We start from the raw sequence: 11,766 nt of genomic DNA, 5'->3' as shown, positions 1-11,766 counted from the left end.
TGGAAACGTTCCACCCCAGAACCGCTACGAAGGGACCGAAGTCTTGGCTTACATCACCGTCGGAAACGAAAACAGCACTGAGATTGAGCTCTATTACGAGGATCACGGGTCGGGACAGGCAGTGGTTCTGATCCACGGCTACCCGCTGGATGGTTCGTCCTGGGAGAAGCAAACCGCAGCACTTCTGGACGCCGGTTACCGGGTCATCACCTACGACCGCCGGGGCTTCGGCAAGTCCAGCAAGCCCACCGTTGGCTACGACTACGACACGTTCGCCGCGGACCTCAAGACCGTCCTGGAAACCCTGGACCTGAACGACGCCGTGCTGGTGGGCTTCTCCATGGGCACCGGCGAAGTTGCCCGGTACATCGCCACATATGGTTCCGCCCGCGTTGCCAAGGCCGTGTTCCTCGGCTCGCTGGAACCTTTCCTGCTGAAGACGGACGACAACCCGGACGGCGTTCCGCAGGATGTCTTCGACGGCCTGGCCCAGGCAGTGAAAGCCGACCGCTACGCGTTCTTCACCGAGTTCTTCAAGAACTTCTACAACAGCGATACTTTCCTGGGCACCGACCGCCTGAGCCAGGAATCCGTGGACGCTAGCTGGAACCTGGCCTCCCAGTCCGGCGCCTTTGCGTCCGTAGCCGCCCAGCCCACCTGGGTGACTGACTTCCGGGCGGACATCCCCAAGATCGATGTTCCCACGCTGATCGTCCATGGCACGGCGGACAACATCCTGCCCATCGACGCCACGGGCCGCAGGTTCAAGGATGCCCTGCCCAGCGCCGAGTACGTGGAAATCGAAGGGGCACCACACGGCCTCCTCTGGACGCACGGAGCGGAGATCAACGAGGCCCTGCTGGGCTTCCTGAAGAAGTAGACCCTCCGAACGGAAGATGCCCTCGAAGCTGCTGCTTCGGGGGCATCTTTCCTACTTCCTGAGCCGGAGTTTGCGCGCCTTCTTTCCGCTGCGCAGATACTCCTTTTCGAAAGCCTCCGCCACTGCCCGTTCGGCTTCGTGGAGCAGCCCGTACGTGAAGGCCGCAGTGCCCGCGTCCGCCGCCGATCCCAGTTTGAGGAGTTCGGCCCGGGCCACGGCACTGTCCTGGTGCTCGCCGAGGATCCGCTGGACGTTATGCGCGGCATCGGACAACTTGGCGGCACGCTTGCCATGGATGCTCTCGACGGCGGCCGCCGCAAACCGCAGTTTCTTGGCCGCCTTCCGGACATCGTGGAACGCTTTGTCACGTGCAGGCCCGACGGCGGTACCCAGGGCCGCGTCGTGACGCTTGGCCAGGCGCTTGGCCGCCTTGTTGACGAATTTCCGGGTGGCCTTCCTCGCCCCGGGGGTTACCGACGGGGCAACAGGAGGGGCCTCGAGGAAGGCTTCGAGCTCATCGAGCAGCCGGAAGTAGCGTGGGCTGTTGAGCCGTGCATGGATGGCGGAGAGGGAGGTGTCCTTCCGGACCTTCATGCGCTCGTCCAGTTGGTTCTTCAGCGGACCGAGCACCAGTTTTCCGGGCAACTCGTCGAGGGACTTCGTCAGCCGCTCATGGAGCACTTCGGCATCCCTGTAACGTCCCAAGGTCTTGGCCAGCGATTTCAGCCCGAGTTCGAGCTCAGCCACGGGATAGGGCTTGAACAGTTTGCGGTAGCTGTGCAGCACGGAACGGATCCGCCGGGTGGCCGACCGCATCTGATGGACGGAGTCCTCGCGTTCCAAGCGAACGTGTGAGTCCTGCAGGAGTAGCCTGGCCACCTGCATGTCCAGGTAGTTCAGCACGGGAACCACGGCCGGACCCTTGCGCTGGGGCATTTCGCGGCCGGTACCCTTGGCTGCCGGCCACAGGTCACCGAAGGCCGTGGCCAGCTTGGACGTGCGCTCACTGGGGTTCGCCCCGGTCTTGGCCAGGAGCGCTGCGGCGGCATCAAGGAACTTGTCCCCAGCTGCATCGTCATGGCCGGGGGCGAGCTCCACTTCCCATTCCCGCCAGCTGTGGGCGTGTCCGTCATCGAGGGAGACCAGCGCGTGCACGTGGTCGTCAACGAACTGGGCGAGGCGTCCGCCGTCGGACTGGTACAGCTGGTAGCTGGTGCGTTCAGTGGTGAGTGTTGCCACGGCGGACACGGCATGGCCCCGGGTGTACGCAAGGATGCGGGACATAAGGTCCGGGGGAACCGTTTCGGGCTGGCCCAGCGGAGCGTGGATTTCGGTTCGCTTGCCAGGGCTGTGCGGGAGCTTCAGGTGCCAGCCGGCGTCGGGTCCGCCGGTTCGTCGCCGCAGGGTGATCCTGCGCCCGGCCAAGGCCAGGTTCTGCGTATCGAAGTAAACGGCTTCCAGCTGATGGGTGGCGGGTTCACCTACCTTGCCGACGCCGTCGATCCGGTGGAGTTCCGGGAGCGGCGTGGAAGCGTCGGCGTCGAACTTTTGCTCTGCTTCCACACTGGTGGACTGGGCCATGACTGCGGATCCTCCTCGTTTGGAGTAGGCGATGGAAGGCGCCCGTGAAGGCCGGCCCGTTCGCTTGGCCGGCCTTCACGAGGACTTGCGTTATAGCAATGCTCCTCCGCCTTCGTCCACATCGCCACCGGTAACAGTGCCCCGCCATGCTCCGGTTTCGTGTCCTTGGGCTTCGATGAATTTTTTGAACTTGTCCAGGTCCGCGCCAACCCGAAGGCTGTCCGCCCCCAGCGCGGATCCGGCCTTCTCGGCCAAGCCTTCAGGCTCCCAGTCGATAGCCACATTGACCCGGGTCCGCGCGTCGTCCAGTGGCTCGAACGTCACAGACCCGGCGTTGCGGGGGCCATCGACGCTGGCCCAGCTCACCACGGAATCCGGGACTTGCTCAATGATCTGCGCGTTGTAGTCACGCTTGACGCCGCCGATGTTGGTGGAGAAATGGAGCGCCGTCTCATCGATCTGCTGGACGGCTTCCACCCCGTTCATGAACTCCGGAAAGCTCTCGAACTGGGTCCACTGGTTGTATGCGACAGAAACGGGGACGTCTACTTCTACTGATTTGTTGACCGTAGCCATGAAATGCTTCTCCTTCAGTGCTGTGGTGCTTGTCCGCGGGCACGCTTGTTGCCTGGGGTCGGACGGCTAGCCTGCGTTGAAGTCCTCTTCATCGTCATCGTTCGGGGATTGGTCCTGCGGCAGGTTGTTCCCGCTGCCGTCGGGCAGGTCGCCGTCCGGCTCCAGGTTCTGCTCTTCACGGGCCTGCTCGTCTGTTCCTCCGAAACGTCCTGCCCCCGGTTCCCCCGAACTGTCCGAGTCTTCCGGATCCAGGTGGCTCAGGTTGGGAGCTCCCGTGGCATACGTTTCGCCGTCGGGGCTGTCCTGGCTCAGGCCGGCCTCGCTGAGGTCTTCTTCCACGCGGGGCTGCGCCTGGCTGCCTCCGGCTTCCTGCTCTGCTGTCGGCGTGCCGTAGCCTCCAACTTCCTCTTCGGGTGTCGGATTCTGCGTGTCCATGAGACCTGTCCTTTCCATGTGGTTGAACACTTGATGGAACACTTCGAACTTATAAGGGTACTTAGCGTCATGTCCACCGTTTACAGAAAATACTCAGCAAACTTATTATCTTGGCCTTTGAGGCACTATGGTGCGAGTTCGGATTCGTAGGGCGTGAAGTCCGGCCTCAACGTGACGGCGTCCGCTCCCACCTTGGCAATGTCTTCCCAAAGCACCATGAACGAGCCCCTGTGGCGCCACCGCAGCAACTGCGCCAGGGGCCACGGTTGGGACAGGTTCTGCCGCTCAAACCCCAGGAATGACGACGCCGTCCGGGGACTCACGATGATCCCTACCAACCGCGCCTTGCTCAAGAGCCGTGACGGGGCGGAATCCAAGGCGAACCGGAGGTCCGAAACCTCACCCAGCCTCTTCCCGGCACTGTCCACCACATCCGTGCCAAGCATGTCAGTCAGGATCATGGCGACCTCCCGGGATCCGCCCGATCACGTGGTTCCGCAGCCATCGTTCCACCCACGAGGCATCCAGGGAGTCAGACCGGACGCCGACGGTCAGCACCGTGTCCACGCCGGAGACAACGTCCCAAGGGATCCTGCTCAACCTGCTCGACGGCGGCCTGCCGCCAAAGATACGCGTCCCCAGGACGGGGCCGGTCAACAAAGCGGTGATGTACGGAGGATCGGAGCCTTCCGGAATCGGCTCATCCGGAGCCGGACCACTGAGTTCGATGTCGTCAACCGTGGTGACCGGGACGCCGTCGACGTCCAAAACCTGCCGGTCCAGCAGGTGCAGCTGCGCGTCGAGCACCAAGCCGGCAGTCCGCGCCGCTGGCCGGAGTTCGCTGGCGTCTATCCCCCTGGGTTTGGGCATCAGGCACCTGCTCCCGTAGCGATCATCAAGGGGATGGCCGCAATCGAGGCCGCAAGGATGATGACCAGGTAGACCATCCCTGCCACATTGACCGCGCGTTTGTTGACGTACTTGCCCATGTATTGCGGATCGTTGGCCACAGTGAGGATGGGCAGGTAGGTCAAAGGCAGGGCGATCGCGGAAAAGACCACGGAGTACTCGGTCACCAGGATCGGGTCCACACCCGTGGCCAGCACCGCCACACCCACCAGCAGCACCACGATCATGGACACGTGGAAGCGGGCTGCCTGCGCCGGCCTGCGGAACTTCCCCCAGGACCATCCGAAGTACTGCGCCAGCGTATAGCCGCTGGACAACGTGGTCTCCAGGGCCGCCCCGAACGTGGCAGCAACCACGCCAAGGATCAGCACGGCCAGGGCCAACTGGCCGCTCGCCTGCGCAACGGGCATCACCACTTGGGACAGAGTGGTGACGCTGATGCTGGCGGGCAAGAGAACGACGGCGGCGCACGCGGCTATGGCGAGCGAGAGGAATCCGCCAAGCGGGAAGCCAAGGAGGACGTTGAGCCGGGCCTGCGCCAGGTCCTTCACCTTCCACCGTTCCTCCACTGCGCCCGAGGAGAAGAAGAACACCTCATAAGGCGTCATCGCGGCACCGAAGAGTGCGATTGCGTAATACCAATACGTCCCGCCGCTCTCCTCATGCGAAATCGACGGGGCAAATGCCTGGGTGGCCAGTTGGCCCCAGTCCGGTTTCAGGAGGAACAACGCCACCGCGAATACCACCAGCGTGAGGCCCATGAGCCCGGTGACGTTCTCCATGATCTTGAACTTCACCCGCCAGATCACCAACCACACGGCAAGCAAGGCAACAGGAACCCACAGCAGGTAGGCCACGCCGCTGGCCAGCTGGAGGGCAAGCGCAACACCGCCAATCTCGGCAGTGACCGTCATGAGGTTGATCAGGAAGGATGCGCCCAGGTTGGCCAGCCCGGCGCGGGCGCCCATGCGCTCACGGATCACCTCGAACGTAGCCCGTCCCGAGACCGCAGCCACCCTGCCGGACATGTTCGCGAAAAGGCAGATGCCCACTACACCCACCAGGACTACCCAGGCCAGGGACATGCCAAAGCGGGAACCCACCACCGCGTTGGTCACCAGATCCCCGATGTCAACGAAGCCCCCGATAGCCGTCAGGATGCCGAGCGCAACACCGGGGCCGTTTCACTGGATGCCGGCCTTGGCCATGAGTGCGTCGAGTTGGCGGGAGGCGCTGTGCAGTTCGTCCAGGACGGGAGCCAGCTTGGACTCTCCCGAACCGGATTGGCCATCCTCGGGCCCGCCCTGCGGCGCGGTCAACGCATCACGGGCATGGAGCATGGCCCGGGAAGCCGTGGAGAACGTGGCCAGGACATCCTCACGCAGCTTACGCTCGTCGGATGTAGCGCCTGACAGGGCTCCTACTTCATCCGTGGCAGATTCAAGCTGCTTCACCATGTCGTCAGCAGCGGTGGAGCCGGCTGCCGCCGTCGTATGTTCTTTAATCCGCAAGTCCACGGCCAAAGCGGTGGTCCGCACGGCTGACACCGCCTCTTTCAGGGGCCCCTCCAACGCCTGGCTGGTGGGAGACTGCGCGCAGGACGAAAGCGCTCCGGCCAACGTTGCCAGGGCGAGGAGAACCATGGCGAAATACCACCGAAAGCGGTTCACGATGGTCGCGGAACCTCGCATCCACCCTGCGGATTCAAACCTGTGTAATTCAGGGGCCCGGCAACAATATTCAGGGCGATGGTGGCAAATTGTGAGCACTGGGCTGGAGGTGCGTTGTAGTAGCCACGTTGGCCCGCGGCTACCGCGCCTATAACGAGCCACACAACAACGATCAGCCCGATAAATGAACCGATGCGCATTTTGTCCTCAATCGATTCAGGGACTTTCCGCATAAGGCGGAATCGGAAACGGCCGCGGGCAATATGTCCTTGCCCGCGGCCGCCAGTTCCGATCAGTCCGTCGGATTGGTTTCAGTCGTCAAACCACGGTCATCCGCAGTTTGGTCATCCTTTTCTTCAGCCGGCCCGGGCGGGTCCGCCGACTTGTTCTCTCCAACATCGGCGGCGTCATCCGGTTCTCCGCCGGATGCGACGCCCACCGGCACCTGAGCTGGTGAGTCAGGTGAGCCAAGATCCCTGGGGATCGGCTGGCCGGGCGTCGTGACGCCGTCGTGGACCTGGCTAAAGCCCCCAGATTCCACGGGATCCGAAGTCATACGCGCGACCGCCCCCGTCCGAGAACCCATCCCAGCAAAGCCAGGACAAGCAGGATAATTCCTACCCACAGCAAGAAACTAAGGGCTTGGTTGAATCCACCAACCAGCAGCAGGACGATCGCAATCACGCCTGCAATAACCAATAGTGTGTTCATAAAGCTACGCATCCCTTCAAACAAATATGTCCAGTGAGGAAGGCGTCCGCTGGAACTCCTTTCGAAGCTCCACCCCATGGCAACGGGCACCGTACGGAGATTCTCGTCTCCTTGTTCCGTGCTTACCCATATCGGCTGCGCTTCAAACGAAGCACTATTTATGGGAAGCACGTGCACAGCTACATGATAAGCATGCTTTGTGTATTGGCGAAGGGGCTCGCAGGGATATTTAAGGATCACTTCACGCCGTGGCGCCATAGTGATCTGCACCTCAATCCGGCACGGGTCGGGCCGCTCCCCCGTTGGACATAAGACGAAGGGAGGCCCATGCTCATCGTTCTCACCGGTATAGACGGTTCAGGGAAAACGACGGCCGCACACGCCCTGGTAGCCGCAACCCGGGATTCAGGTCGCGCGGCACTGCTGCTCAGCAACCACGCTGCGCGACGTCGCCTCTCGAACATCAGCCGACGCATCGGCTGGGGCCTTCCGCCGCGCCTCGCAGACGCCGTGGAGACTTCCATCCGGGTGTCCAACGTTCTTGTGTCGCACGCGCGGGCCTGGTTATTCGCCTGCCGCCACCCCCGTGGGCTGGTGGTGATGGACAGGCATCTCCACTGTCAACTAGCCCTACGCCGAGCACACGGCCTGCGGGCGGGCCGCGTAGTTCCCTGGCTGCTGGGCCGGCTTCCGGCACCTGATGCCGTGGTGTTCATCGATGCCGCGCCCGAACTGGCCCATCACCGGGTGACCATCCGTGGCACCGACCAGGAAACCCTGGACCATCTAACGGCTCTTCGGACTGCCTACAGCTCGATCCCGGGTTTTGCGGAATTCGTGGTTGTGGACGCCAACGGCACGCCAGGCGAAGTCTTGGCGGAACTCGAACGAGTGATCGGCCCGGCTAGTGCATAAGAGGGTGCCGGCAGACCGCCGCTTTCCTCAGCCAACGCGTAAAGGTAGCGGCTCAGCGGCACCTCATCCGGGTATTCCGGACGCCACACTGGCAAGATCATCAGTTCCCCGCCGCGGTCAAGGATGATGGGGAACGTCTGCGCCTCACGTGACGTCCCGATCGCGCCCACTTGCCGCCGGTAGCGGTGCTCCAAGGCCGACGACCCAATGGGAACCACCCACGATCCGTGGGCGGCCACCCGCACTTCGTGGAACAACGCAAGCCGACCCGAACCATCCAGGGCTACCTCCGCAAAGGCGGTTCCGGCGTCGTGCTCTTTGGGACTCAGCTGCCCCAGAACGAAGACGCGCGGCCAACCCGCCGACTGCCCGGTATCCACCACGGGAACCGGCGCACGGCCGGACTGCCGCAGCATCGCCACCACGCCACCCACTACCTCGGCAAGCTTGGGTACCACGATCGAATCGGCGGCGGGCCGGGGCGGCGGCGCGCTGGAAGGCAACGGGTTTCTGTGAATCCTGGCGTCGAAGAAGTCTCCGAACCTGCCCATGGCGGCCTCCTGGGAAGGCCCCACTGCTGAAGCCCATACACCAGATTGCAGCCGAAGCCGCCAGCTGTCCAGAGCGAATTCGGCCGATAGACCCGCGCTTCAAGGCAAATCAATGGCGTTCTTACGGTCGCCGGGCCAACAAGGCCCGCACCCTGCTTCGATCGTCGATCCACGACGCAAGCTGGGGGCTGATATAGCCAGCCAGTGCAACCAACTGCGCGTACTTTGTGGCGACGTCAATCGACCAGATCCTGTGATGGTGGCCGATCCTGTTTCGCAGTGCCCGCAGCGACTCCACTTTGTCCGCGACAGTCCTTTGGCTTCGACCGTTCATGTACGGGAAAGCTCCCGCCAAATCCGGCCATAGGGCCATCTGCCCCTTCGATACCATCTGGTGCCAGAACCCGAAGGAAATCTCGGAGATGATTTGACCTGGGTCTGTAGGCATCTTGTTCTTGCGCACGCGTTTGATGGCGGTGTCGATGTCGGCGTAAGGATAGGCGTGTTTGGCAGTCCCCTTGCCACGGCCCCGCCCTAGCTCCCTGGCGTCGTCGTAGATCCAGTGACCTGGGCGACCTTTCCCCAAATGCCGAGCCGACATCTGTTGATCAATGGCATTTCGAAGGGCTACTTCCAGATGACCCAAAGACTCCCAGAACGCTGCGGAGAGTTCGGTGTTCCATTGGTAGAGATGCATAACCCTCCCAATGTCTCCCTGGCACTCATCAAGGTAATGCTGCAACCGGGCACGGCCGAAGTTGGCTTGGAAGAACCGCATGTCGGACGAGTTGACCATACGTCGCTACCCCGCGTAGTCTCGTAGTGAACATCCCGGAACCGTCCCTGTAGTCCTCTTCGAAGGACCGATCACACGGCCGGGATTTTGCTTTAACGCAGCATTCCACGTCGCACAGACAATTTTGTCGACGCGCATAAGCACGTGGACCTCATCTGGCCACGCATATTCACGTCGCATCGGCAGATCGGAGAGTGGAAGTAGCGGGTACCTCCGGCAACTCCGCTACTTCCATCCAGTTCCGCCTCTAAAGCACGGCCAGAAGTTGCTGCATTTCCTTGATCTCGGCCTCTTGGGCGCTGACGATGTCCTTGCTGAGCTGGATCGCAGCGGCGTTCTTGCCATTGGATATTTCGGTCTTGGCCATGGTGATGGCGCCCTCGTGGTGGGTGATCATCTGGGTCAGGAACAGTTTTGCCGCTTCCGTCCCCTGGGCTGCCTCGAGCTTGGTCATGTCGTCGGCACTCATCATGCCGTCCATACTGTGGCCGGACGGCATCTGCATTGACTGGTTCCAGTCCTTGAGCCAGCCGTTCATTGTGTCGATTTCAGGGGCTTGGGCGGCCTTGATCCTGGTGGCCAGGCCAGTGACGCTGACGGGGATGTCCTGCTTCTTGAGGATCACGTCGCTCATCTCGATCGCCTGGATGTGGTGCGGGACCATCATCTGGGCGAACATCACGTCCGCGGCGTTGTGGTCCGATGCCGCAGATTGGCTGCTGCCCATGTTTCCGTGGTCCATGCCGGGCATTGACGATGCCGTAGAGCCAGGGGTTCCCGAACAGCCGGCCAGGGCAATGGCGGCTGCGATGGCGGTGGCTGCTACGGGCAAGAGCTTCTTGGTGTGCATGACAATAGGGTCCTTCGTGGTGGGTGCAGGGACATTTCCTGCTGGGGTGGTCAACATCAGCGATGCGCGATTCGGCGGGCAACCGCGGCCCAATGGCGCTGTGAAGGTACGGTCCTCATGCGGTCCGTACGCGGACTACATGAGGCCGGGCGGTCCGCTCGGGACGGACGCCGTGGATTGGCCTACGTTCTACTGATGGACAAGTCCCCGGGAGAGGGTCCGTCGGGGCGGTACTGCCAGACTTTGCCCGAGGCGAAGGCTACGGGCTGTAGCGTAACCGGTAGGGCCGCGCTGCTGTCCGGCGCCGGAGCTGCGAGGGCACCGGTGGCAACTGTCGGGGTACAGGACACGGTCTTGACGTGCTGATCCGTGCAGTCGGTGGCGCAGGAACAGTGCTCAGCGGAGGGAGCCTCTACGGCGTGCTTTGCATGTGTTGCAGCCGCCGTGGCGTGCAGTGAGTGCGTTCCCGTCATCACGTGCATGCCAAGAATCCCGGCAATCAACGCGAACACGGCGGAGAGCAGGCCCGCCGTCCGCAGAAAAGAGCGAGTCTTGGCACCAAGCATTTCCACGGCCGACCTCCTTCCATCCCGGTGGTTCCACCCTACCGGCCCGGGTTGCGCCAAGTTCCTGCCCCGGGGGGCAACCGTGCAGGCACAACACTTCCGCCGGGGGAAGTATTCTGCCTATGTCCGCTGACATCCTCTGCCTGTCCACGCGAACCGTGCTAGCATTCCCGGAGATCGTGACAAATCCTCAGGAGGTGAGACCCATGTACGCAGTATCAGCAATGGGCGCTCCCCAGGAGTCCACGGTTTCGCGGCTGAAGTAGCCGCCATCGGAGCGCCAACCACGCACATCGCGAAAGGCGACTCCAATGAACACAACACATCCTCAAGGAAACACCCGCGCCCTGGTCCTCGGTGGCGGCGGTTCAACAGGTAACGCATGGCTGATCGGCGTCGTTGCAGGACTGGTCGAAGCCGGCCTCGACGTCACCAAGGCAGACCTGATCATCGGCACGTCGGCGGGTTCCACGGCCGCAGCCCAGATCACCGGTGGGAATCCCGCCGAACTCTTTGCCGCCGTCGTCAATGCCGACTACCGTCCCCGCACCAACCACGCTGACCCCAACGAGGGGCGGGTTCGCAGCGCGTCCGACCACATGGAACGCACGGCCCGCATCATGGCCGAATCCGAAGACATGGCGGACATGCGCCGTCGGCTGGGAGCTTCGGCCCTTGAACTGCAGGCAGCACTGGACGCCTCCACGCAGGACAGGTGGCGCTCTACCGTAGCCAGCCGGCTGCCCGGTCCCGAGTGGCCGGATACGCCGATCCTCATCACTGCCGTCGACGCCCGGACGGGCGAACCGGCGGCGTTCCACCGGGACAGCGGGGTGGAGTTGGTGGACGCCGTAGCCGCGAGTTGTGCCAGCGGTTTCGCGTACAACATCGGCTCGGGCGACTATATCGACGGCGGCTACCGCGCCAACGCAGAGAACGCGGACCTCGCGTCCGGGTACAGCGCCGTCCTGGTGCTCTCACCGTTCGGTGGAAGGACGCGCACTCCTGCCGAATGGGGAATGGATCTCGCCACGCAGGTGGACGGTTTGCGGGCAGCTGGCAGCAAGGTGGAGACCATCTTCCCGGCCTCTGACGCGGAGCACATGTTTGGTGCCAACGCCATGGATCTGTCCCTCCGCCCGGCCGCGGCACGGGCAGGTTACGAGCAAGGGCGGCAGCTCGCACCACGGCTCGGGGACTTCTGGGACTGATCCGGGAAGCAGCCTAAATACGCCGAAGCCCGCCAAAACTCAACCGTTGTTCCCCTCCTGACCCCGGAGTAGGGTGGCCGGACCGCCAACCCTCAACCCCGTCTGGGAAAGATCT

16 protein-coding genes are annotated in these 11,766 nt (G+C 62.9%); 3 read left to right on the top strand and 13 right to left on the bottom strand.

Going from position 1 to position 11,766, the window contains the following annotated elements:
* Nucleotides 1–43 precede the first annotated feature (43 nt).
* A complete protein-coding gene (locus tag ACIQT2_RS08465; RefSeq protein ID WP_402945453.1) occupies nt 44–880 on the top strand; it encodes an alpha/beta fold hydrolase in 837 nt (278 codons plus the stop codon).
* Nucleotides 881–931: 51 nt separating this feature from the next.
* Here the strand turns inward: ACIQT2_RS08465 and ACIQT2_RS08460 are convergent, their stop codons facing one another.
* From ACIQT2_RS08460 to ACIQT2_RS08425, 8 genes are all read right to left on the bottom strand, one after another.
* Nucleotides 932–2,461: a CHAD domain-containing protein gene (locus ACIQT2_RS08460; RefSeq protein WP_402945450.1), complete on the bottom strand. Its 1,530-nt coding sequence runs from the start codon at nt 2,459–2,461 to the stop codon at nt 932–934.
* Nucleotides 2,462–2,551: 90 nt separating this feature from the next.
* Nucleotides 2,552–3,037 (bottom strand): SRPBCC family protein, encoded by a 486-nt coding sequence (locus ACIQT2_RS08455; protein ID WP_402945447.1) that lies wholly within the window; start codon nt 3,035–3,037, stop codon nt 2,552–2,554.
* 66 nt (nt 3,038–3,103) lie between these two features.
* Entirely contained in the window at nt 3,104–3,472 is a 369-nt protein-coding gene (locus tag ACIQT2_RS08450; protein WP_402945444.1) for a hypothetical protein, read from the bottom strand.
* A gap of 125 nt (nt 3,473–3,597) precedes the next feature.
* Entirely contained in the window at nt 3,598–3,933 is a 336-nt protein-coding gene (locus ACIQT2_RS08445) for a PRC-barrel domain-containing protein (RefSeq protein WP_402945442.1), read from the bottom strand.
* Nucleotides 3,920–4,342: a hypothetical protein gene (locus tag ACIQT2_RS08440; RefSeq protein ID WP_402945439.1), complete on the bottom strand. Its 423-nt coding sequence runs from the start codon at nt 4,340–4,342 to the stop codon at nt 3,920–3,922. Before ACIQT2_RS08440 ends, ACIQT2_RS08445 begins: the two co-directional genes overlap by 14 nt.
* The gene (locus ACIQT2_RS08435) at nt 4,342–5,541 is read right to left on the bottom strand and encodes an Nramp family divalent metal transporter (RefSeq protein ID WP_402945646.1); all 1,200 of its coding nucleotides are present in this window, start codon (nt 5,539–5,541) and stop codon (nt 4,342–4,344) included. The genes ACIQT2_RS08440 and ACIQT2_RS08435 overlap by 1 nt, the downstream gene beginning before the upstream one ends.
* Before the next feature lie 24 nt (nt 5,542–5,565).
* Nucleotides 5,566–6,024, bottom strand: coding sequence for a hypothetical protein (locus ACIQT2_RS08430; RefSeq protein WP_402945436.1), 459 nt, complete (start codon nt 6,022–6,024; stop codon nt 5,566–5,568).
* Nucleotides 6,025–6,343: 319 nt separating this feature from the next.
* Nucleotides 6,344–6,607 (bottom strand): hypothetical protein, encoded by a 264-nt coding sequence (locus ACIQT2_RS08425; protein WP_402945433.1) that lies wholly within the window; start codon nt 6,605–6,607, stop codon nt 6,344–6,346.
* Between the two features lie 482 nt (nt 6,608–7,089).
* Here ACIQT2_RS08425 and ACIQT2_RS08420 point away from each other — a divergent pair, with 482 nt between their 5' ends.
* Nucleotides 7,090–7,677 (top strand): thymidylate kinase, encoded by a 588-nt coding sequence (locus ACIQT2_RS08420; RefSeq protein ID WP_402945431.1) that lies wholly within the window; start codon nt 7,090–7,092, stop codon nt 7,675–7,677.
* On the opposite strand, the gene ACIQT2_RS08415 is transcribed toward ACIQT2_RS08420, so the two are convergent.
* From ACIQT2_RS08415 to ACIQT2_RS08395, 5 genes are all read right to left on the bottom strand, one after another.
* Nucleotides 7,569–8,228, bottom strand: coding sequence for a hypothetical protein (locus ACIQT2_RS08415; RefSeq protein ID WP_402945429.1), 660 nt, complete (start codon nt 8,226–8,228; stop codon nt 7,569–7,571). The genes ACIQT2_RS08420 and ACIQT2_RS08415 overlap by 109 nt on opposite strands.
* Nucleotides 8,229–8,349: 121 nt before the next feature.
* Nucleotides 8,350–9,024 (bottom strand): Abi family protein, encoded by a 675-nt coding sequence (locus tag ACIQT2_RS08410; protein ID WP_402945427.1) that lies wholly within the window; start codon nt 9,022–9,024, stop codon nt 8,350–8,352.
* Nucleotides 9,025–9,271: 247 nt separating this feature from the next.
* Entirely contained in the window at nt 9,272–9,874 is a 603-nt protein-coding gene (locus ACIQT2_RS08405; protein ID WP_402945425.1) for a DUF305 domain-containing protein, read from the bottom strand.
* Nucleotides 9,875–10,056: 182 nt separating this feature from the next.
* Entirely contained in the window at nt 10,057–10,440 is a 384-nt protein-coding gene (locus ACIQT2_RS08400; protein WP_402945643.1) for a DUF6153 family protein, read from the bottom strand.
* A gap of 190 nt (nt 10,441–10,630) precedes the next feature.
* Nucleotides 10,631–10,759: a hypothetical protein gene (locus ACIQT2_RS08395; protein ID WP_400336452.1), complete on the bottom strand. Its 129-nt coding sequence runs from the start codon at nt 10,757–10,759 to the stop codon at nt 10,631–10,633.
* Here ACIQT2_RS08395 and ACIQT2_RS08390 point away from each other — a divergent pair.
* On the top strand, nt 10,752–11,651 hold the full coding sequence (locus ACIQT2_RS08390) for a patatin-like phospholipase family protein (protein WP_402945422.1): 900 nt from the start codon (nt 10,752–10,754) through the stop codon (nt 11,649–11,651). The two genes, ACIQT2_RS08395 and ACIQT2_RS08390, sit on opposite strands and share 8 nt — an antisense overlap.
* Nucleotides 11,652–11,766: the final 115 nt, after the last annotated feature.

The sequence above is a fragment of the Paenarthrobacter sp. NPDC090522 genome (assembly GCF_044769225.1).
Classification (GTDB): domain Bacteria; phylum Actinomycetota; class Actinomycetes; order Actinomycetales; family Micrococcaceae; genus Arthrobacter.
The sequence above is the reverse complement of the archived record's forward strand: the minus strand, read 5'-3'. Positions and strand labels throughout refer to the sequence as shown.

Coding starts and splice junctions, on each gene's coding strand:
- ACIQT2_RS08460 (WP_402945450.1), bottom strand. CDS start 2,461: ATGGCCCAGTCCACCAGTGTGGAAGCAGAGCAAAAGTTCGACGCCGAC.
- ACIQT2_RS08410 (WP_402945427.1), bottom strand. CDS start 9,024: ATGGTCAACTCGTCCGACATGCGGTTCTTCCAAGCCAACTTCGGCCGT.
- ACIQT2_RS08390 (WP_402945422.1), top strand. CDS start 10,752: ATGAACACAACACATCCTCAAGGAAACACCCGCGCCCTGGTCCTCGGT.
- ACIQT2_RS08405 (WP_402945425.1), bottom strand. CDS start 9,874: ATGCACACCAAGAAGCTCTTGCCCGTAGCAGCCACCGCCATCGCAGCC.
- ACIQT2_RS08400 (WP_402945643.1), bottom strand. CDS start 10,440: ATGCTTGGTGCCAAGACTCGCTCTTTTCTGCGGACGGCGGGCCTGCTC.
- ACIQT2_RS08425 (WP_402945433.1), bottom strand. CDS start 6,607: ATGACTTCGGATCCCGTGGAATCTGGGGGCTTTAGCCAGGTCCACGAC.
- ACIQT2_RS08455 (WP_402945447.1), bottom strand. CDS start 3,037: ATGGCTACGGTCAACAAATCAGTAGAAGTAGACGTCCCCGTTTCTGTC.
- ACIQT2_RS08415 (WP_402945429.1), bottom strand. CDS start 8,228: ATGGGCAGGTTCGGAGACTTCTTCGACGCCAGGATTCACAGAAACCCG.
- ACIQT2_RS08445 (WP_402945442.1), bottom strand. CDS start 3,933: ATGATCCTGACTGACATGCTTGGCACGGATGTGGTGGACAGTGCCGGG.
- ACIQT2_RS08420 (WP_402945431.1), top strand. CDS start 7,090: ATGCTCATCGTTCTCACCGGTATAGACGGTTCAGGGAAAACGACGGCC.
- ACIQT2_RS08450 (WP_402945444.1), bottom strand. CDS start 3,472: ATGGACACGCAGAATCCGACACCCGAAGAGGAAGTTGGAGGCTACGGC.
- ACIQT2_RS08430 (WP_402945436.1), bottom strand. CDS start 6,024: ATGGTTCTCCTCGCCCTGGCAACGTTGGCCGGAGCGCTTTCGTCCTGC.
- ACIQT2_RS08440 (WP_402945439.1), bottom strand. CDS start 4,342: ATGCCCAAACCCAGGGGGATAGACGCCAGCGAACTCCGGCCAGCGGCG.